Source organism: Streptomyces glaucescens (assembly GCF_000761215.1).
GTDB classification, from domain to species: domain Bacteria; phylum Actinomycetota; class Actinomycetes; order Streptomycetales; family Streptomycetaceae; genus Streptomyces; species Streptomyces glaucescens_B.
On sequence record NZ_CP009438.1, the window covers coordinates 5,675,472 to 5,695,330 of the forward strand.

Genomic DNA, 19,859 nt, shown 5'->3' on the forward strand with positions numbered 1-19,859 from the left:
TTCACGCGCGGGCGCCCTTGTCGGCCTCGCTGTCGGCCGCCTCCTCGGCGGACTGCTGCTTGGGGATGCCGACGCCGTCGGACGAGCCGGACTCGCCCGCCTCCGGCGCGGGCACACCGGCAGCCGGGTCCGCGCCGGTGCCGGCGCCCGTCGTCTCCGTCGCGGAGCCGGTTCCGGCGCCGGCCGGATCCTTCGTGTCCGCAGCCTCGTTCGCCTCGGAGCCGGCCGACGGCGTGCCGGCCTGGGCCTCGGCGTTCGACGCCTCCCCGGTAGCCTTCGACCTCCGAAGAAGTCGCGCAAAAACGCCCATATCAACTCCATACGTTACTCGAGCGGGTGACATCCCGCGTCGCCCGGTGCGTCCGTTCGCGTCGCCCGGGTCGGCGTCCTCGCCGATCGGCGGCAGGACCTCGCAACGGGCAACGACCCCGTTCGCGGGCCGTCACGTAACTCGTTCGAGGCCACGGCGCGAGGTTTGCGAGACTGGTGCGGTGAGCAGTGCAGCCCCCGCCCCCCGCGTCATCGCCGTCGTCGGCCCCACGGCGGCCGGAAAGTCCGATTTGGGTGTCCATCTCGCCCAACGGCTCGGTGGGGAGGTCGTCAACGCCGACTCCATGCAGCTCTACCGGGGGATGGACATCGGCACCGCCAAGCTGACGCCCGAGGAACGCGGTGGAGTCCCGCACCACCTCCTGGACATCTGGGACGTGACCGTCACGGCCTCCGTCGCCGAGTACCAGCGGCTCGCGCGGGAGCGGATCGACGCCCTGCTCGCCGAAGGGCGCTGGCCGATCCTGGTCGGCGGCTCGGGTCTGTACGTCCGCGGCGCCGTGGACAACCTGGAGTTCCCCGGCACCGATCCCGAGGTCCGGGCCCGCCTGGAGGACGAGCTGGCCCTGCGCGGCTCCGGCGCGCTGCACGCGCGGCTCGCCGCCGCCGACCCCGAGGCCGCGCGGGCGATCCTGCCGAGCAACGGCCGCCGTATCGTCCGCGCCCTGGAGGTGATCGAGATCACCGGCCGGCCGTTCACGGCGAATCTCCCCGGCCACGACTCGGTCTACGACACCGTGCAGATCGGCGTGGACGTGGCCCGGCCGGAGCTGGACGAGCGCATCGCGCGCCGGGTCGACCGGATGTGGGAGGCGGGGCTCGTCGAGGAAGTGCGCGCACTGGAGGCGCGTGGCTTGCGCGAGGGGCGTACGGCGTCGCGCGCGCTCGGCTACCAGCAGGTGCTCGCCGCACTCGCCGGGGAGTGCACGCTCGACGAGGCGCGAGCCGAGACCGTCCGCGCGACCAAGCGCTTCGCGCGCCGTCAGGATTCGTGGTTCAGACGCGACCCCCGGGTGCATTGGCTCAGTGGGGCCGCGGCGGATCTCGCGGAACTTCCGCGGCTCGCGCTGACGTTGGTCGAACGACCGGTTACAGCCTGATCACGTCATGGCATCGGGACGCTCCGGCCGTCATCGGCGCCTCCGGCGCCGTGCCATCATCGAGCTTCGATCGACCAAGTGAAGTCCTAGTTGGGAGGGCGCGTGGCGATGGAGGCCGGCCCTCGCGACACCGCACAAGACGCAGAGCACGCCACCACCGATGGTGGCGCCGCCGAGCACGACGACGACCGCCTGACCCCCGACGGGCCGGACGAGGCCCAGGGCGGGGTGACCGCCGACGGCCCCGAGCCCGACGAGATGTTCGTGGGCGGGCCCGAGGTCGAGGTCGAGCTGCGCCCCCAGCGGCGGCTGCGCGCCTGGCAGCTGGCGCCCGTCGTGGCCCTGGGCGCGATCGGCTCGCTGATGTTCGCCTTCCCGCTGGCCTTCGACTTCGGCGACAGCGGCGCCATGATCGCCATGCTGGGGCTGCTGATCTGCTCCTGCGCGGCCGGCTGGGGCATGATGGCCGCCCGCAGGGTGGGCTACACCTGGCCCGGGCTGCCCTCGCGCGGCGCCGGCCGGCGCCCGGACTGGCGGGTCGTGCTCGCGTACGTGATCGTGGTGGCGGCGGTCGTGGTGCTGGCCGTATGGCGCGTGGCACGACTGCGCTGAGCTGCCACGCCGCTGCGTGAACCGTGTGGGCGCCTCGCGCGTCCCGCCGCGTGAACCACGTTGGCCCCGCGCGTGACGCCGCCGCGTGGACCCGCGTGGGCTCCCCTGGGTCCGGCGCCCGCGTGAACGGTGCGGGCCCCCGCGCGAGGCGCCGCGGACCCGGTCGGCGCCCGCTGTCACCGCCACGCCGTACGATCGAGGAATGAGCACGCGGATCGCCTTCCTCAAGGGGCACGGCACCGAGAACGACTTCGTGATCGTCCCGGACCCCGAGAACGCCATCGACCTGCCTCCGGCCACCGTGGCCGCGCTGTGCGACCGCCGCGCGGGCATCGGCGGTGACGGCCTGCTGCACGTGGTGCGGTCCGCCGCGCATCCCGAGGCCGAGGAGATGGCGGCCGAGGCGGAGTGGTTCATGGACTACCGCAACGGCGACGGCTCCGTCGCCGAGATGTGCGGCAACGGCGTACGCGTGTTCGCGCGCTACCTCCAGCACGCCGGCCATGTCACCGAGGGCGACCTCGCCGTCGCGACCCGCGGTGGCGTCAAGACCGTGCACCTCGCCAAGGACGGCGACGTCACCGTCGGCATGGGCAGGGCGCGGCTGCCCGAGGGCGACGTCACCGTGACGGTCGGCGAGCGCAGCTGGCCCGCCCGGAACGTGAACATGGGCAACCCCCACGCGGTCGCCTTCGTCGACGACCTCGCGGATGCCGGGGACCTGCTCTCCCCGCCCCCGTTCAGCCCGGCCGCCGCCTACCCGGACGGCGTGAACGTGGAGTTCGTCGCCGACCGGGGCCCCCGGCACGTCGCCATGCGGGTGCACGAGCGCGGCTCCGGCGAGACCCGGTCGTGCGGTACGGGCGCGTGCGCCGTCGCCGTGGCCACCGCCCGCCGGGACGGCGCGGACCCGATCGCCACCGGCACTCCCGTCACCTACACCGTGGACGTCCCGGGCGGCCGCCTGCTGATCACCGAGCGGCCCGACGGAGAGATCGAGATGACCGGCCCCGCGGTGATCGTCGCCGAGGGCGAGATCGACGGGGAGTGGCTGGCCGGGGCCGCGGAACGGCGTAGCGGCTGAGGGGTGCCGCGCGGCACCCACGCGTGCGCCGTTCAGCGGTCGCGCGGCCCGGGCGCGCGCATGCGCGCGCGCCGGTGCGGGAAGCGCCGTCACCCCGGGCCGGGCGCGCCCAACCGTAAACGTCTCCGGCTTCGCTCGAATGGGTGATCCGTTTCACGCTCGGCGAGAGGCGGTCAGCCGCACGTGATGGGCTCGGTAGCATCAAGCACCGGCCCGGACGGGGGAGACGTCGCCGCCCCCTGAGCCCTGTCCGCCCTGGGGCACCCCGTCCGCCGGTCCACGCAGCCGGAGGTGCCCATGAGTGCGGAGGCCACGAATCCCGCGAGTCCAGGCGCTGTGACGGACGCTGTGACCAGCGCCGCCGCGCCCACGACGGCCGCCGCTCCGCGCAGGAGGAGCCGGCCCAGGCTCGACTGGCGCCGCCTCGGCCGGGCGGCGCTGCTCGGCCCCGCCGCCCGGGACCGGCTGCCCGACGCCATCAGCCACGTCGTCGACGCCCACCGCGCCCACCACCCCGACGCCGACCTGGAACCCCTGCGTCGCGCCTACGTGCTGGCCGAGTCCTCGCACCGGGGCCAGATGCGCAAGAGCGGCGAGCCGTACATCACCCACCCCCTCGCGGTGACGCTGATCCTCGCGGAACTCGGCGCCGAGACCACCACCTTGACCGCGTCCCTGCTCCACGACACCGTCGAGGACACCGATGTGACGCTGGACCAGGTGGGCGAGCAGTTCGGCGAGGAGGTGCGCTATCTCGTCGACGGCGTCACCAAGCTGGAGAAGGTCGACTACGGTGCCGCCGCCGAACCCGAGACGTTCCGCAAGATGCTCGTCGCCACCGGCAACGACGTCCGGGTGATGTCGATCAAGCTGGCCGACCGGCTGCACAACATGCGCACCCTCGGCGTGATGCGCCCCGAGAAACAGGCCCGGATCGCCAAGGTCACCCGGGACGTCCTCATCCCGCTCGCCGAACGGCTCGGCGTCCAGGCGCTCAAGTCCGAGCTGGAGGACCTGGTCTTCGCGATCCTCCACCCCGAGGAGTACGAGCACACCCGCCGGCTCATCGTCGAGAACGCGACCCGCTCCGACGATCCGCTCGCCGAGGTCGCCGACGAGACGCGGGCCGTGCTGCGGGAGGCCGGCATCGCGGCCGAAGTCCACATCCGGCCCCGGCACTTCGTCTCCGTGCACCGCGTCTCCCGCAAGCGCGGCCTGCTGCGCGGGGCCGACTTCGGGCGGATCCTCGTGCTGGTCAACGAGGACGCGGACTGCTACGGCGTCCTGGGCGAGCTGCACACCTGCATGACGCCCGTGGTCTCGGAGTTCAAGGACTTCATCGCCGTACCGAAGTTCAACCTGTACCAGTCGCTGCACACCGCCGTCGCCCGCCCCGACGGACAGGTCGTCGAAGTCCTCATCCGCACCCATCGGATGCACAAGGTCGCCGAGGCGGGGGTGGTCGCGCTCGGCAACCCGTACGTGGCCCCGCCGGAGGAGCAGGCGGCGGCGGACGGCGAGCGCGCCGACCCCACCCGGCCCGGCTGGCTCTCCCGGCTCCTCGACTGGCAGCGAGCCGCACCCGACCCCGACACCTTCTGGTCGACCCTGCGCGAGGACCTGGCCCAGGACCGGGAGATCACCGTGTTCCGGCCCGACGGGGGAGCCCTCGGCCTGCCCGAGGGCGCGACCTGCGTGGACGCGGCGTACGCGCAGTACGGGGAGGACGCGCACGCCTGCATCGGCGCGCGCGTCAACGGGCGGCTGGCGACGCTGAGCACGGTGCTGCGCGACGGTGACACCATCCAGCTGCTCATGGGGCAGGACCCGGCCTCGGAGCCGTCGCGGGAGTGGCTGGAGCACGCGCACACGGCGGCCGCGCGGATCGCCATCCAGCGGTGGCTGGCGACGCACCCGGCACCGGCGGGCCCGGCGGACACCGAAGAGGCCACCGCGACCGCTGGGACTCCTGAGACTGCCGGGATCACGGAGGTGAGCAGGAAGGCGGGCAGGGACGCGATAAGAGCCGGGCAGGCCGGGGACGGACAGCGGACGAGGAACGCCGGGGCCGGCACCGAGGCCGGCCCCGCCGCGGCCCGCACGGCACCGGTGACGTCCGTCACCGTCACCGCCGTCGCCGACCGCCCCGGCGCCTCCGTGCGTCTCGCCGGCTGCTGTACGCCCGTCCCGCCCGACGCGGTCACCGGATTCGTGGTGCGCGGCGGAGTGGTCACCGTGCACCGGGCCGAGTGCGCGGCCGTGGCGCGGATGAAGGGCGCGCGCCGGGCCGAGGTGGGGGTGCGCTGGGGCGAGCCCGCCGGGTCCGGGGTCCCGGGATGCCGCGTCACCCTGGTCGCCGAGTCGTTCGGCCGCCCGCATCTCCTCGCCGACCTGACGGAGGCCATCGCCGTGGAAGGCGCCGAGATCGTCTCGGCCACCGTGGAGCCCCCCAGCCAGCAGCGGGTGCGCCACACGTACACCCTGCACCTCCCCGAGGCGGCCCGGCTGCCGGCACTGATGCGCGCCATGCGCAACGTCCCCGGCGTGTTCGACGTCCGCCGGGCCCAGCACCCCGCTCCGGCACGCTGAGGGCGGCCACGAGGCCCTGCCGGACGAGCCCGTTCGAGTGGGGGCGGCGCGCGTCTGCGCCGTGCGCCCGGCGTGCGCTGGTAGCGGTGGGGCATGCCGTTCACCCCCCGCACCCACGCCCCCCGGCGGCTGAAGGCGGCGCTGCTCGCCTCGGCCGTCACCGTCTGCCTCGTCGCGGCGAGCGCCCCGCCGGCCCCGCTGGGTGTCGGCGACCGTCTCTTCCCGCACCTGGGAAACCCCGGCTACGACGTGGCGTCCTACGACCTCGCCCTCACCTACTCCGGTGAGAACGACAAGCCGCTGGCGGCCGTCACGACGATCGACGCCTGGACGACCGCGCGCCTCGACCGCCTGAACCTCGACTTCGCGCGCGGCAAGGTCCGGTCGGTGGAGGTCGACGGCGAGCCCGCCGCCTACGCCACGGCCGGCGAGGACCTGGTGATCACCCCCGCGAAGCCGCTGTCCGCGCGCCAGTGGACACGGATCGTCGTACGGCACACCAGCGACCCGATGGCCGGGAAGGGCAGGGAGGGCGGCTGGGTGCGGACCGCGGACGGCCTCGCCCTGGCGAACCAGGCCGATGCCGGGCACCTGGTGTTCCCCTGCAACGACCACCCCTCGGACAAGGCGATGTTCACCTTCCGGGTGACCGCGCCGGAGGGCTACACGGCCGTCGCCAACGGCCTCCCCTCCGACGTCGAACGAGCCGCCGCCGCGACCACCTGGACGTACCGCACCCACCACCCCATGGCCACCGAGCTCGCCCAGATCTCCATCGGCCGCTCCACGGTGGTGCACCGCACGGGCCCGCGCGGACTGCCGGTCCGGGACGTCGTCCCCACCGCCCACCGCGAGCGGCTCGAACCATGGCTGGCGAAGACGCCCGGCCAGATCGCCTGGATGGCGCGCAAGGTCGGGCCGTACCCCTTCGAGACGTACGGCGTACTCATGGCGGACGCCTCCACCGGCTTCGAACTGGAGACACAGACGCTGTCCCTCTTCGAGAGGGACCTGTTCACCGACCCCGCCTTCCCCGCGTGGTACGTCGACTCGATCATGGTGCACGAGCTGGCCCACCAGTGGTTCGGCAACAGCGTCACCCCGCGCGACTGGTCCGACCTGTGGCTGAACGAGGGACACGCCACCTGGTACGAGGCGCTGTACGCGCAGGAGAAGGCCGGCCGGTCCCTCGAGGCCCGCATGAAGGCCGCGTACCGTGCCTCCGACCGCTGGCGCGCGGCCGGCGGACCGCCCGCCGAGCCCAAGGCCGCCGAGGCCGGCGACCGGCTCGGGATCTTCCGCCCCAACGTCTACGACGGCGCCGCCCTGGTCCTCTACGCGCTGCGCCAGGAGATCGGACGCCGGGCCTTCGAGCGGCTGGAGCGGGCGTGGGTGAGCCGCCACAAGGACGCCACGGCCGGCACGGCCGACTTCGTGCGGCTCGCCGGGGAGATCTCCGGACGCGATCTCACCGGCTTCTTCCGGGGCTGGCTGTACGGCGAGAAGACCCCGCCGATGCCGGGGCACCCGGACTGGACGTCGGACGCAGCAGCCGGAACGGCCCGGAAACAGCCGACGGAGAAATAGCCGGGAAGCCGGGGAAACCCCGGAGAGCCGCGAGATTGGGGCCGGGGCGGCCGGGTAATAACACGGTGACGAGACGGGGCGTGCCGTGCGACCATCTTTTCCGCAGGCACGCGACGGGGCACGGGAATCTCCCGGGGTGCTCGTGCGTTGTCACCCATGCCGGGCCGGACAGGAATTTGCGCCCGCACCACAACCCCAACGACGTAAGGACCCAATGACCTCCTCTTCTTCCCCTTCCCAGGACACCCAGCGCAAGCGCCTTGCGCACGACTACCCCGAGGGTCTTCGGGCCGATGCCCTGATGGAAGAGGACGTCGCCTGGAGCCTCGAGATCGACGGAGAGCGGGACGGCGACCAGTTCGACCGCTCCGAGCGCGCGGCCCTGCGTCGCGTCGCCGGCCTCTCCACCGAGCTCGAGGACGTCACCGAGGTCGAGTACCGTCAGCTCCGCCTGGAGCGGGTCGTGCTCGTCGGCGTCTGGACCTCGGGGACCGTGCAGGACGCGGAGAACTCCCTCGCGGAGCTGGCGGCCCTCGCGGAGACCGCGGGCGCCCTCGTGCTCGACGGCGTCATCCAGCGCCGTGACAAGCCCGACGCGGCCACCTACATCGGCTCCGGCAAGGCCGAGGAGCTGCGTGACATCGTGCTCGAGACCGGCGCGGACACCGTGATCTGCGACGGTGAGCTGAGCCCGGGCCAGCTGATCCACCTCGAAGACGTCGTCAAGGTCAAGGTCATCGACCGTACGGCCCTGATCCTCGACATCTTCGCCCAGCACGCCAAGTCCCGGGAGGGCAAGGCGCAGGTCGCGCTCGCGCAGATGCAGTACATGCTGCCGAGGCTGCGCGGCTGGGGCCAGTCGCTGTCCCGGCAGATGGGCGGCGGCAAGGGCGGCGGCCTCGCCACCCGTGGTCCCGGTGAGACCAAGATCGAGACGGACCGGCGCCGGATCCGCGAGAAGATGGCGAAGATGCGCCGGGAGATCGCGGAGATGAAGACCGGACGCGACATCAAGCGCCAGGAGCGCCGTCGCCACAAGGTGCCCTCCGTCGCGATCGCGGGCTACACCAACGCGGGCAAGTCCTCGCTGCTCAACCGCCTCACCGGCGCGGGCGTCCTGGTCGAGAACGCGCTGTTCGCGACCCTGGACCCGACCGTGCGCCGGGCCGAGACCCCGAGCGGCCGGCTGTACACGCTGGCCGACACCGTCGGCTTCGTCCGGCACCTGCCGCACCACCTGGTCGAGGCGTTCCGCTCCACGATGGAGGAGGTCGCCGACTCCGACCTGATCCTGCACGTGGTGGACGGTTCGCACCCGGTGCCGGAGGAGCAGCTGGCCGCCGTGCGCGAGGTGATCCGGGACGTCGGCGCCACCGACGTGCCGGAGATCGTGGTCATCAACAAGGCCGACGCCGCGGACCCGCTGGTGCTCCAGCGGCTGCTGCGGATCGAGAAGCGTTCCATCGCGGTCTCGGCCCGCACGGGCCGCGGCCTCCCGGAGCTGCTGGCACTGATCGACAACGAGCTGCCTCGTCCGGCGGTCGAGGTGGAGGCGCTGGTGCCGTACACGCACGGCAAGCTGGTCGCCCGCGCCCACGACGAGGGCGAGGTGATCTCCGAGGAGCACACCGCGGAGGGCACCCTGCTCAAGGTCCGGGTGCACGAGGAGCTGGCGGCCGAGCTGACGCCGTACGCTCCGGCCTCGGCGGTCTGACCGTCCGATCAGGTCCGGGAGGCCCGAGCGGTCCGGGAGGCCCGAGCGGGCCTGACCGGTCCGACCGGTCCGACCGGTCCGGATTCGCGATCGGCCCGCCGCTGGCCCCGGTCAGCGACCGCAGAACGCCCGAAGGCCCGCTCCCCGCGTACGGCGGGGAGCGGGCCTTCGGCCTGTCCGGTCTGCGTCGGCGTCACCGGCCGCCGTAGGTCTCACTCATGTTCCGGTAGAGCGCCCGGGCGTCCCGGCCGAGCTGCGGGCCCGCCAGCCAGGTGTTGTCGGCCGGGCCGATGGACGTGTTGGAGACCAGCTTGGTCTTGCCGTCCACCACTCGGAACCAGCCGCCGCCCGACGAGCCGCCGGTCATGGTGCAGCCGATGCGGTACATCGTCGGCAGGGCGGGGCTCAGCGAGAGCCGGCCCGGCTGGTCGAGGCACTTGAACATCTTCAGCCCGTTGTAGGGCGGTGCCGCCGGGTAGCCCCAGGCCCCCATGCTGCCGGCCTCCGCCGCGGCCGGTGCGGAGAAGTCCACGTCCAGCGCGGCGCCGACGGTCTCCTCCAGCGACCTGGAGCCCTGCTCCGGCTGCACGTGCAGCACGGCGTAGTCGTACGCCGCGCCCGCGCCGCCCGTCTCGGAGCCGCCCTCGATCCAGCCGTTCGAGGTCGAGGCCCAGTCGGCCCACCAGTTGCCGTAGGGGGCGATCTCGACGGGATCGGCGTCGTTCAGCTCGCTGTCGGACTTCCCCAGGTCGTTGAAGGCCGGGACGAACACGATGTTGCGGTACCAGCCGCCGTTCTGGCCCGCGTGCACACAGTGCCCGGCCGTCCACACGAGGTTGGACCTGCCCGGGTGGTTCACGTCCTTGATGACCGTGCCCGAGCAGACCATCGAGCCCTCGGGCGAGTCGAAGAAGATCTTGCCGACCGGCGCGGCGTTGTCGTGGTAGGGCGTCTTCTCGGCCGTGGCCTGGACCGGCGCGGGCTCCGGGTCGCTCACCCCCTGGCCGGCGGACGTGTCCTTGGTCGTGACCGTCTTGTCGGCCTCCTCGGCGGACCGCATCCGCTCCGGCTTCCACAGCCCCTCGATCACGGGGTTGACGAAGTCCTTGGCCTCACTGAGCCACTTGTCCTTGTCCCAGTTCTTCCAGCCGCCGTTCTTCCAGTCGTCGACGTCGATGCCGTGCTCCGCGAGCCGGCCCGCGATGTCGGAGGGGATGCCGAGCTTGCCGTCTCCGCCGCTGTCACCGGCGCCGTCGGTGCCCTGCGAGGAGGTGGCGTCCGGCCGGCCGGACGTCTTGTCCTCGTCGGAGCCGTTGCAGGCGGTCGCGGTGAGCGCCAGGGCGGCGAGCAGGCCGGTGGCGGCGACAGCGGTACGCCGACGCCGCCGCGGTGGTGCGGGCGTGCGTATGGAACGCATGGTGCGATGACCCCCGTAGGAACGCGTCAATGTCATGTGCTTGTCATGCGAGGCGCGGGTGGCCGCGGACGGGCCCGCCCCGCGTCGTCACCCCACTGTGCCCGTGGGGTCGAGGGCGACGGCGGCGAGACCGTGCGGGTTTCCGCAGGTGCCCGCCGCCGTCCCTGCCCGGCCGTCACCGGCCGGCGAACTTGTTGCTCACCTCGTCGAACACGGCCTCGGCCTCCTTGCCCAGCCGCGGGCCGGCCAGCCAGCCCGCGGTGATCGGGCCGATCGAGGTGTTGGACACCAGCGCCGGCTTGCCGTCCGAGCCGGTCGCGACCCAGCCGCCACCGGACGAACCGCCGGTCATGGTGCAGCCGATGCGGTACATCGTCGGGTCCGCGGCCTGGATCGACAGCCGGCCCGGCTTGTCCTCGCACCGGTACAGCTTCTGGCCGTCGTACGGCGGGGCTGCCGGGTAACCGATCGCCGTCATGTCCTCGATCTCCGGCACGGCCGGGGCGTCGAAGTCCACGGGCAGGGCCGAACCGACCATCTCCTCCAGCGACTTGCCGCCGCTGCCCTCCTCCGGCGTCACATGGATGACGGCGAAGTCGTACGGGGCGCCTTCACCGCCGGTCGCACCGCCCTGCTCGATCCACTGGTCGGAGGTCTGCACCCAGTCACCCCACCAGACGCCGTACGGCGCGACCTCTTCCTCGGTGGCGTCCTGCAGCTCCGCGGCCGACCGGCCGGCGTCGTTGTACGACGGCACGAACGCGATGTTGCGGTACCAGCCCCCGCTCTTGCCCGCGTGCACGCAGTGCCCCGCCGTCCACACCAGGTTCGACTTGCCGGGGTTGGCGGGGTCCTTCACGACCGTCGCCGAGCAGACCATCGTGCCCTCGGGGGAGTCGAAGAACACCTTGCCCGCCTCGGGGGCGTTCGCGTGGTACGAGGCCGGCACGGCCTCCGCCTCCACCGGCGCCGGCTCCGGGTCGGTCACGCCCTGGTCACCGGAGATGTCGCTCTCGTCGACCTCCTGGTCGGGCTCCTCGGCCTCCCGCATGCGGTCCGGGTCCCACAGGTCCTCGATGATCGGGTTGACGAAGTCCTCGGCCTCACGGAGCCAGTCGTCCTTGTCCCAGTTCTTCCAGGCGCCGTCCCGCCACTTGTCGAGGTCGATCCCGTGTTCCTTGAGCCGGTCCTTCAGCTCGTCCGGGATGCGGATCTTGCCGTCACCCGCCCCCGCGGAGGCCGTCGCCTCGCCGCCCGCCTCGGCATCGCCGGACTCGCAGGCGGTCGCGGTGAGCGTGAGCACCGAGGCCAGGGCCACCGCGGTCAGCACGGGAGAGGTCCTGCGGCGCCCGGTCCTCTCCCTGCGAGCGGTGAACGACGGCCGTATGGATCGCATGGTGTTACTCCCCCTGGGATGGACTGACGTGGCGCACCGGCCGCGACTGCGGCCCGGACCCGAACACAACTCAGGCCGCTCGCACGGCCTTCCGGAACGGCACCCCACACTATGCGCTCGCTGTGGGGGACTTCCGACGGAACGGCAACGGTTCCGTCACGGAAAGGATCTTGGAGCAACCCGTAACCCGGTGCCTGGAGCGGGGTTGGTAGCGGTGGGGTCCGCCTGGCCGGACGGACGCGGACGGGTCGGGCGAACAGGCGGGGCCGGTGGCGCGAGGAGACGAGTTGCCGGGAACAGGCGTGGGCTCCGGACCGGCGCGGACGACGCTCGTGCCGAGCGGGGGGCGCGGTGGGCGGGGGAGGGACGGGCCGGAGCAGCGGTCGGTTCCCCGACGGACAGCGGAAGGACGAGGAAGCCTGGCCATGACCGACTGCCTCTCCGGCGTGGGCACCGTCGCCCTCGGCCGCCACCTACCGGCCGATCCGTGACCCCACGCCGGTCACCCCCCGTCGGCCCGCTCACCGCCCGGAGCCGGATCTCCCGTGCCCGGCCTCTTCGCCGTACCGCTCGGCACGTCCCCACGCGCCGGAACACCCTCCGAGGAACCGCCTTGCACAGCACCCCCATCGCCGACGGCCGCACCGGCACCCGCCCGTCGGAGCCCGACCCGCCAGGGACCCAACCCTCACCCGAGCCGGCCACGGCAGCGGTCCCCGGACGCCGGTGTGGCCCCGGCCACCCCGGCCCGCACGGTCCGGGCACCGCCCCCGACCTCCTCCAGCACCCGGACCCCCGCGTCGCCGCCGAGTCCGCGGCCGTGGAGAACCTGCTGCGCTGCTGGGTCCGCGAGGCCGGCATCCCCGTCCCCGCCCACGGCACCCTGCGCGTCCCCCTCCCCGCCAGCGGCACCGCGCTGCTGGTCCCCGTGCACTACTCGTCCGCCACCGGCTGGCACCGCTTCGGACTGCCGCATCCGGCCGGCGCCCCCCACCCGTCCCCGCCGGCCGACGCGGTGACCGTCGCGGCCCTGCTCGCCCGCGAGGGGTCCAGGACGTGCCGAGCACACGGCGTCCCCCCGGCCAGGACCGCGGAGGCGTACGACCCGCCCTCGGCCGCCGGCCCCGGCCACGTTCCCGAACTCGTCGGGCGCGTCGCGGACTCGGTCCGCCGGGTCACCGCCTTCATCGGAGAGCGCCGCAGCCACCCCACGGGCACAGCCGACCTCTTCCTCACCGCCGAACAGGCCCTCCTCCTCGGACACCCGCTGCACCCGGCGCCGAAGAGCCGCGAGGGCGTCACCGAAGCCGAAGCGCGCCCGTACTCACCCGAACTGCGCGGCTCCTTCCCCCTGCACTGGCTCGCCGTCGCCCCCTCCCTGCTCGCCACCGACTCCGCCTGGACCGAGCGCGGCAGGCCCGTGCCCGCGCCCCGCCTCACCGCACGCCTGGCCGGGCCCGGCCTGCCCCTGTCCGAGGGCTACGCCGCGCTGCCGCTGCACCCCTGGCAGTTCCGCGAACTCCGGCACAGTCCCGCGGTCGCCTCCCTGCTCGACGCCGGACTGCTGCGGGACCTCGGAGCACACGGCTGCCCCTGGCACCCCACCTCCTCCGTCCGCACCGTCTACCGGTCCGGAGCCCCGGCCATGCTCAAGCTGTCCCTGGGCCTGCGCATCACCAACAGCCGTCGTGAGAACCTCCGCAAGGAACTGCACCGCGGAGTGGAGGTGCACCGCCTGCTGCGCGCCGGGCTGTCCCGGCAGTGGCGCGCCGCGCACCCGTGCTTCGACATCGTCCGCGATCCGGCCTGGCTCGCCGTCGACGGCCCCGAGGGCGGCCCCATGACCGGGCTGGACGTGATGATCCGGCACAACCCGTTCGCCCCGGCCGACGACGTGTCCTGCGTCGCGGGGCTCGTGGCGCCCCAGGCAGCGGGGCGGGCACCGGAATCCCAGCCGGTCCCGTCCCGGCTGGCCCGGCTCGTCGAGCGTCTCGCCGCGCCGACCGGCCGGCCCCGCGCGGCCGTCGCCGCCGAGTGGTTCCTGCGCTACCTGGAACGGGTCGTCCGTCCCGTGCTGTGGCTGGACGGCGAGGCGGGGATCGCCCTCGAAGCCCACCAGCAGAACACCTTGCTCCTGCTGGACGGCCATGGCTGGCCCGCGGGCGGCCGGTACCGCGACAACCAGGGCTACTACTTCCGTGAGTCCCGCCGTGCGGAACTCGATGCCCGCCTGCCCGGGATCGGGGAGCACAGCGACACGTTCGTGCCCGACGGCACGGCGGACGAACGCCTCGCCTACTACCTGGCGATCAACAACGTGTTCGGTCTCATCGGCGCCCTCGGCTCCCAGCGCCTCGCCGACGAGCACCTGTTGCTCGCCGCGTTCCGCCGCTTCCTCGCGGGCGCGGCCGCGGGCCCCGGCCGCATGCGCAGTTCCCTGCCCGCCCGGCTGCTCGACTCACCCGTCCTGCGCTGCAAGGCCAATCTGCTCACCCGGCTGCACGGGCTGGACGAACTCGTGGGGCCGGTCGACACCCAGTCCGTCTACGTCACCGTCGCCAACCCCCTCCGTCGCTGACGCCGCGCCCGTCACCGCCACGGCCCGCGTCCTGAGAGGAGCCTTCCCTGTCCGCCACCGAAGAGCGTGCCCACACCGGGGACCCGCTGGACCCACGCCTGCCTTCCGGCCCGGCCGAGCCGTTCGCCGAGGGTGATCCGCCCGGCCTCGCCGGGCCGTTCGCCGAGGGTGATCCGCCCGGCCCGGCCGAGCCGTTCGCCGAGGACGATCCGCTCGGCCGCGTAGCCGAGTGGGGTCCCACCGCCACGCCCGTCGGGACCTTCCGGCTCGTCCCCGTGCGGATCGGGCGGGACCTCCCGCTCATCAGCGCCTGGATGAACGACCCCGCCGTGGCCGCGTACTGGCACCTGGCGGGCCCGCCGGTGGTGACCGCGCTCCACCTGCGCACCCAGCTCTCCGCCGGCGGGCGGAGCGTCCCGTGCCTCGGGGTGCTGGACGGCACACCGATCGGCTACTGGGAGATCTACCGGGCCGACCTCGACCCGCTCGCCCGGCACTACCTCGCCCGGCCCCATGACACCGGGATCCACCTCCTCATCGGCCGCGCCGCCGACCGGGGGCGAGGGCTCGGCAGCGCCCTCCTCGAAGCCATCACCCGGCTCATCCTGGACAGGCGCCCCGCCTGCACCCGTGTCATCGCGGAACCCGACATCCGCAACGCACCGTCCATCTCCGCGTTCCTGCGCGCGGGCTTCCACGTCCTCGGTGAGGTGGACCTGCCCGGCAAGCGGGCCGCCCTCATGGTCCGGGAACGGGTCCCGCGCCATGCGCGGTAGCGCCGCACTGCCTGGCCGCGCCCTGCGACGACGCCGTCACCCTCGGCACACCGCCCGCGGCGACTCCGCTCCCACCGGATGCGGGCGTCGCGGAGGGGCAACGACTCCGATCACCATCGCAGCCCTCGCTATCCGCATCGGACAGCGACCGGTCACACCCGATGCGAGCCGGTCTCCGGCGATCCCCGCCGATCGCCGCCCCAGGGGCCCGGCAGTCCTGAACCAGCTACCCGCTCCCGGCACGAGACCCCGTTTGTCAGTGCGGGGTCGTAGGGTGGTCGCGCTATGACGAAGCCCTCCCTCCCCGAACTCCTGCATGCCGCCGTCGCCGCTGTCGGCGGCATGGAGCGCCCCGGCCAGGTGGCCATGGCGGAAGCCGTCGCGGCCGCCATCGACGACGGCTCCCATCTGCTGGTCCAGGCCGGCACCGGCACCGGAAAGTCGCTCGGCTACCTGGTGCCGGCGCTCGCGCACGGGGAGCGAGTGGTCGTGGCCACTGCCACCCTGGCCCTGCAGCGGCAGCTGGTGGAGCGGGACCTGCCGCGCACGGTCGACGCGCTGCACCCGCTGCTGCGCCGCCGCCCGGAGTTCGCGATGCTGAAGGGCCGGTCGAACTACCTCTGCCTGCACCGCCTCCACGAGGGCGTCCCGCAGGACGAGGAAGAGGGCCTGTTCGACCAGTTCGAGGCGGCCGCGCCAACCAGCAAGCTCGGGCAGGACCTGCTGCGGGTGCGCGACTGGGCCGATGAGACCGAGACCGGCGACCGCGACGACCTGACGCCCGGCATCTCCGACCGCGCCTGGTCCCAGGTGTCGGTGTCGTCCCGGGAGTGCCTGGGGGCGACGAAGTGCGCGTACGGCGCGGAGTGCTTCGCCGAGATGGCCCGCGAGCGGGCCAAGCTCGCCGAGGTGATCGTGACCAACCACGCCCTGCTCGCGATCGACGCGATCGAGGGCGCGCCGGTCCTGCCGCAGCACGAGGTGCTGATCGTGGACGAGGCGCATGAGCTGGTCTCGCGGGTCACCGGCGTCGCGACCGGTGAGCTGACCCCCGGACAGGTCAACCGCGCGGTGCGCCGCGCCGCCAAACTCGTCAACGAGAAGGCCGCCGACCAGTTGCAGACGGCCGCGGAGGGGTTCGAGCGGCTGATGGAGCTGGCCCTGCCCGGCCGTCTGGAGGAGATCCCCGAGGACCTCGCCTATGCCCTGATGGCGCTGCGCGACGCCTGCCGCACCGTGATCTCCGCGATCGGTGCGACCCGCGACAAGTCCGTCCAGGACGAGGACGCGGTCCGCAAGCAGGCGCTGGCCTCCGTGGAGTCGGTGCACGACGTGGCGGAGCGGATCACCAACGGTTCCGAGTGGGACGTCGTCTGGTACGAACGCCACGACCGTTTCGGCGCCTCCCTGCGTGTCGCTCCCATGTCCGTCTCGGGCCTGCTGCGCGAGAAGCTGTTCGCGGACCGGTCCGTGATCCTCACGTCGGCGACCTTGAAGCTGGGCGGTGACTTCAACGGGGTCGGCGCCTCCCTGGGGCTCGGTCCGGAGGGCGCGGAGGGCGAGGACCTGCCGAAGTGGAAGGGAGTCGACGTCGGCTCGCCCTTCGACTACCCCAGGCAGGGCATCCTCTACGTCGCCAAGCACCTGGCGCGCCCGGCGCGGGACGGCGACCGCGCGGACATGCTGGACGAGCTGACCGAGCTGATCCAGGCGGCCGGCGGCCGGACCCTGGGCCTGTTCTCCTCGATGCGGGCAGCCCAGCTCGCCGCGGAGGAGCTGCGCTCGCGGATTCCGGAGTTCCCGATCCTCCTGCAGGGCGAGGAGACCCTGGGCGAGCTGATCAAGAACTTCGCGGCCGATCCCAGGACCTGCCTGTTCGGCACGCTCTCCCTGTGGCAGGGCGTCGACGTGCCGGGGCCGAGCTGTCAGCTCGTCGTCATGGACAAGATCCCGTTCCCGCGTCCCGACGACCCGTTGATGAGCGCCCGGCAGAAGGCGGTCGAGGAGGCCGGTGGCAACGGCTTCATGGCCGTCGCCGCCACCCACGCGGCGCTGCTCATGGCCCAAGGCGCCGGGCGGCTCGTCCGGGCGACGGGCGACCGCGGCGTGGTCGCCGTGCTGGACCAGCGGCTGGCGACGGCGCGGTACGGCAGCTATCTGAAGGCGTCGCTGCCCGACTTCTGGTACACCACGGACCGTCATCAGGTCCGGAAGTCGCTCGCGGCGATCGACGCGGCGGCGAAGCAGGCCGAGGCGCAGTGACGGTGGGGGCCGTGCCCGTCCTGGGACGACCCCCACAGCGAGCGGTCCGCAGCCAGCCGGCCGACCTGAGACGGCCGCCCGCCCCGGGCAGCTGCCTGCCTCGGGACGGCCGCCCGTCCCGACGCGGCCGGCCCGAGACGGCCGGCCGCCGCCGGAGACAGCGGAGACAGCACAGGGCCCCGGAACCGGCGCAGGGGTCCCGGGGCCCGGTCAGAGGGGCGGCTGCTGGCAGCTCGCCCGTCACGGCCGTCACACGCGTCGCAGGACGGCCACCACCTTGCCCAGGATGGTCGCGTCGTCGCCCGGGATGGGCTCGTACGCGGCGTTGTGCGGGAGAAGCCAGACGTGGCCGTCCTCGCGCTTGAAGCGCTTCACGGTGGCCTCGCCGTCGAGCATCGCGGCCACGATGTCGCCGTTCTCGGCGACCGGCTGGCGGCGGACGGTGACCCAGTCGCCGTCGCAGATCGCGGCCTCGATCATGGAGTCGCCGACGACCTTGAGGACGAACAGCTCTCCGTCACCGACCAGCTGCCGCGGCAGCGGGAAGACGTCCTCGACCGACTCCTCGGCGAGGATGGGGCCACCGGCGGCGATCCGGCCGACCAGCGGCACGTACGACGCGGCGGGCTTGCCGGCGGTGTCGGTGGGGGTCACCGAGGCGGCCTGGTCGGAGCCGCGGACCTCGTAGGCGCGCGGGCGGTGCGGGTCGCGGCGCAGGAAGCCCTTGCGCTCCAGTGCCATGAGCTGGTGTGCGACCGAGGAGGTGCTGGACAGGCCGACCGCCTGGCCGATCTCCCGCATCGACGGCGGGTAGCCGCGCCGCTGGACGGAGTCCCTGATGACCTCGATCACACGGCGCTGGCGATCGGTGAGCCCCGAGCTGTCCGCCCGGATGCCTGGAGGTCGGCCCGGCAGGGAGCGCTTGTGCCCCTCAGGATTCGTGGCTTCGTTCATCGCATGCACCGGCTCGAGTCGGCCCTGGGAGCGGTCCTGGGCAGTGATGGTGGCACTGTCTGCGGTGGTGGTCACGTCGGCCCCTCTCGATGGTCTCCCTGCTGCACAACGGTAGTTGCTTTCGAAAGGTTGCGCCAAACACACGTTCGAGTGAAAAAGCGCGTTTTGACTGTCGCGATCATGGGTCCGGGTGTATGGCCGACGCGGTGCCGTGCGGGCATATGTGCCCTTTGTTGTACTCTTCAGCGCCGGGGAAGCGCCCTTGTGGGGTGCGCCCCAGTCTGCCATCCGGCACCCGCTCGTCCGGGCACCGGGCCCCCGTCCGCGCAGGAGTCCCACGGCTTCTCCGTGCGGCCGCCACGCTATCCCCTCGGGGCCCCGCCGTCCCGGCACCGCACCGCCGTCCGTGGGTCACGGCTCGCCGTCGTCACGGTTCGGGCGTCCGCGCGCCCGCCCCGTACGGCCGCTCCGGTGCGGTTCGAGCGGCCGCGTGGCGCGGCTCGTACGGCCGTTCCCCCGGCCCGTACGGCCGCATGCCGCGGTTCCCGAGGCCGTGCGGCATCGCCCGTACGGCCGTGCGCGGACACCGCCCCCTCGACACGCGGCCTGGGCTGTATGTACGCGCCAAATCCCACATCTAGTGGTTGCATGACGACAGCAGCCCAGAAGTTGTGGTCCCCCGGGTCATCGACCCCGCAGCGATCGCCTATGCTTGGGGCTGCTTCGAGGGGCCCGTGAGGCCCCCGAGGCTGTTGAGTCTGCTGTGAGGAGGGTTGGAGTTCATGCACTGCCCCTTCTGCAGGCACCCCGACAGCCGCGTCGTCGACAGTCGTACGACCGACGACGGGACGTCGATCCGCAGGCGCCGCCAGTGCCCTGACTGCTCCCGTCGTTTCACGACCGTGGAGACGTGTTCGCTCATGGTGGTCAAGCGGTCCGGAGTCACCGAGCCGTTCAGCCGTACCAAGGTCATCAACGGTGTGCGCAAGGCATGCCAGGGGCGGCCTGTCACCGAGGACGCGCTCGCCCAGCTCGGCCAGCGGGTCGAGGAGGCGGTGCGGGCCACCGGGAGTGCCGAGCTGACCACTCACGATGTGGGGCTGGCCATACTCGGCCCGTTGCAGGAGCTGGACCTCGTCGCCTACCTGCGCTTCGCGTCCGTGTACCGGGCGTTCGACTCGCTGGAGGACTTCGAGGCGGCGATCGCTGAACTCAGAGAGCAGACGGGCGGCCCCGCCGCGGGCGACGGAGGCGCGGGCGCGGGGAGCCGGGAAGACGACCGCGGGTCGGGAGAGGCCGCATCGGTCCCCGAGCCCGCGAGTGCCGCCGACTGACCGAGGGGCCGGCCGGACCTCGTGTCCGGAGCCGGCCGGTCGGCGGCGATCGAGAACCTGTTGCGGGTGGCAGCGAGAGGTGCCCGCAACATCAGACAGAACACCGTGCTTCGGGAACATCGGGGC

Annotated in this window: 14 protein-coding genes; 10 read left to right on the plus strand and 4 right to left on the minus strand. The window is 73.1% G+C overall.

Annotated elements, in window-relative coordinates; genetic code table 11:
* Position 1 precedes the first annotated feature (1 nt).
* Positions 2–310, minus strand: a complete 309-nt coding sequence (locus SGLAU_RS24655; protein ID WP_043504631.1) for a hypothetical protein — start codon at positions 308–310, stop codon at positions 2–4.
* A 181-nt stretch (positions 311–491) separates the two neighbouring features.
* Here SGLAU_RS24655 and miaA point away from each other — a divergent pair, with 181 nt between their 5' ends.
* From miaA to hflX, 6 genes are all read left to right on the plus strand, one after another.
* Entirely contained in the window at positions 492–1,430 is a 939-nt protein-coding gene (gene miaA / locus SGLAU_RS24660; protein ID WP_043504633.1) for a tRNA (adenosine(37)-N6)-dimethylallyltransferase MiaA, read from the plus strand.
* A 108-nt stretch (positions 1,431–1,538) separates the two neighbouring features.
* On the plus strand, positions 1,539–2,042 hold the full coding sequence (locus SGLAU_RS24665; protein WP_043504634.1) for a hypothetical protein: 504 nt from the start codon (positions 1,539–1,541) through the stop codon (positions 2,040–2,042).
* A gap of 202 nt (positions 2,043–2,244) precedes the next feature.
* Positions 2,245–3,126 (plus strand): diaminopimelate epimerase, encoded by an 882-nt coding sequence (dapF, locus tag SGLAU_RS24670; RefSeq protein WP_043504637.1) that lies wholly within the window; start codon positions 2,245–2,247, stop codon positions 3,124–3,126.
* Positions 3,127–3,423: 297 nt separating this feature from the next.
* Positions 3,424–5,715 (plus strand): RelA/SpoT family protein, encoded by a 2,292-nt coding sequence (locus tag SGLAU_RS24675; RefSeq protein ID WP_043504639.1) that lies wholly within the window; start codon positions 3,424–3,426, stop codon positions 5,713–5,715.
* Between the two features lie 93 nt (positions 5,716–5,808).
* Positions 5,809–7,302, plus strand: coding sequence for a M1 family metallopeptidase (locus SGLAU_RS24680; RefSeq protein WP_043504641.1), 1,494 nt, complete (start codon positions 5,809–5,811; stop codon positions 7,300–7,302).
* Between the two features lie 214 nt (positions 7,303–7,516).
* On the plus strand, positions 7,517–9,016 hold the full coding sequence (gene hflX, locus SGLAU_RS24685; protein WP_043504643.1) for a GTPase HflX: 1,500 nt from the start codon (positions 7,517–7,519) through the stop codon (positions 9,014–9,016).
* 193 nt (positions 9,017–9,209) lie between these two features.
* Here the strand turns inward: hflX and SGLAU_RS24690 are convergent, their stop codons facing one another.
* Entirely contained in the window at positions 9,210–10,433 is a 1,224-nt protein-coding gene (locus tag SGLAU_RS24690) for a trypsin-like serine peptidase (RefSeq protein WP_043504645.1), read from the minus strand.
* Between the two features lie 175 nt (positions 10,434–10,608).
* On the minus strand, positions 10,609–11,829 hold the full coding sequence (locus tag SGLAU_RS24695) for a trypsin-like serine peptidase (protein ID WP_043504648.1): 1,221 nt from the start codon (positions 11,827–11,829) through the stop codon (positions 10,609–10,611).
* A 613-nt stretch (positions 11,830–12,442) separates the two neighbouring features.
* Between SGLAU_RS24695 and SGLAU_RS24700 the strand changes: the two genes are divergently transcribed.
* From SGLAU_RS24700 to SGLAU_RS24710, 3 genes are all read left to right on the plus strand, one after another.
* A complete protein-coding gene (locus tag SGLAU_RS24700; RefSeq protein ID WP_043504649.1) occupies positions 12,443–14,407 on the plus strand; it encodes an IucA/IucC family protein in 1,965 nt (654 codons plus the stop codon).
* 47 nt (positions 14,408–14,454) lie between these two features.
* On the plus strand, positions 14,455–15,183 hold the full coding sequence (locus tag SGLAU_RS24705) for a GNAT family N-acetyltransferase (RefSeq protein WP_078957875.1): 729 nt from the start codon (positions 14,455–14,457) through the stop codon (positions 15,181–15,183).
* Between the two features lie 285 nt (positions 15,184–15,468).
* Positions 15,469–17,445 carry an ATP-dependent DNA helicase gene (locus SGLAU_RS24710; RefSeq protein WP_043504650.1) on the plus strand — a complete coding sequence of 659 codons (1,977 nt, stop codon included), beginning with the start codon at positions 15,469–15,471 and terminating at the stop codon, positions 17,443–17,445.
* A gap of 249 nt (positions 17,446–17,694) precedes the next feature.
* Here SGLAU_RS24710 and lexA read toward each other — a convergent pair whose 3' ends face one another.
* A complete protein-coding gene (gene lexA, locus SGLAU_RS24715; protein ID WP_043504651.1) occupies positions 17,695–18,474 on the minus strand; it encodes a transcriptional repressor LexA in 780 nt (259 codons plus the stop codon).
* A 707-nt stretch (positions 18,475–19,181) separates the two neighbouring features.
* Here lexA and nrdR point away from each other — a divergent pair.
* Positions 19,182–19,733 carry a transcriptional regulator NrdR gene (gene nrdR / locus SGLAU_RS24720; RefSeq protein ID WP_043506969.1) on the plus strand — a complete coding sequence of 184 codons (552 nt, stop codon included), beginning with the start codon at positions 19,182–19,184 and terminating at the stop codon, positions 19,731–19,733.
* The last annotated feature ends 126 nt before the right edge of the window (positions 19,734–19,859 follow it).

Excerpts from the sequence above, each read along its gene's own strand:
- dapF (WP_043504637.1), top strand. The coding sequence starts at position 2,245 with ATGAGCACGCGGATCGCCTTCCTCAAGGGGCACGGCACCGAGAACGAC.
- SGLAU_RS24675 (WP_043504639.1), top strand. The coding sequence starts at position 3,424 with ATGAGTGCGGAGGCCACGAATCCCGCGAGTCCAGGCGCTGTGACGGAC.
- SGLAU_RS24695 (WP_043504648.1), bottom strand. The coding sequence starts at position 11,829 with ATGCGATCCATACGGCCGTCGTTCACCGCTCGCAGGGAGAGGACCGGG.
- SGLAU_RS24690 (WP_043504645.1), bottom strand. The coding sequence starts at position 10,433 with ATGCGTTCCATACGCACGCCCGCACCACCGCGGCGGCGTCGGCGTACC.
- SGLAU_RS24655 (WP_043504631.1), bottom strand. The coding sequence starts at position 310 with ATGGGCGTTTTTGCGCGACTTCTTCGGAGGTCGAAGGCTACCGGGGAG.
- nrdR (WP_043506969.1), top strand. The coding sequence starts at position 19,182 with ATGCACTGCCCCTTCTGCAGGCACCCCGACAGCCGCGTCGTCGACAGT.
- hflX (WP_043504643.1), top strand. The coding sequence starts at position 7,517 with ATGACCTCCTCTTCTTCCCCTTCCCAGGACACCCAGCGCAAGCGCCTT.
- SGLAU_RS24710 (WP_043504650.1), top strand. The coding sequence starts at position 15,469 with ATGACGAAGCCCTCCCTCCCCGAACTCCTGCATGCCGCCGTCGCCGCT.
- SGLAU_RS24665 (WP_043504634.1), top strand. The coding sequence starts at position 1,539 with ATGGAGGCCGGCCCTCGCGACACCGCACAAGACGCAGAGCACGCCACC.
- SGLAU_RS24680 (WP_043504641.1), top strand. The coding sequence starts at position 5,809 with ATGCCGTTCACCCCCCGCACCCACGCCCCCCGGCGGCTGAAGGCGGCG.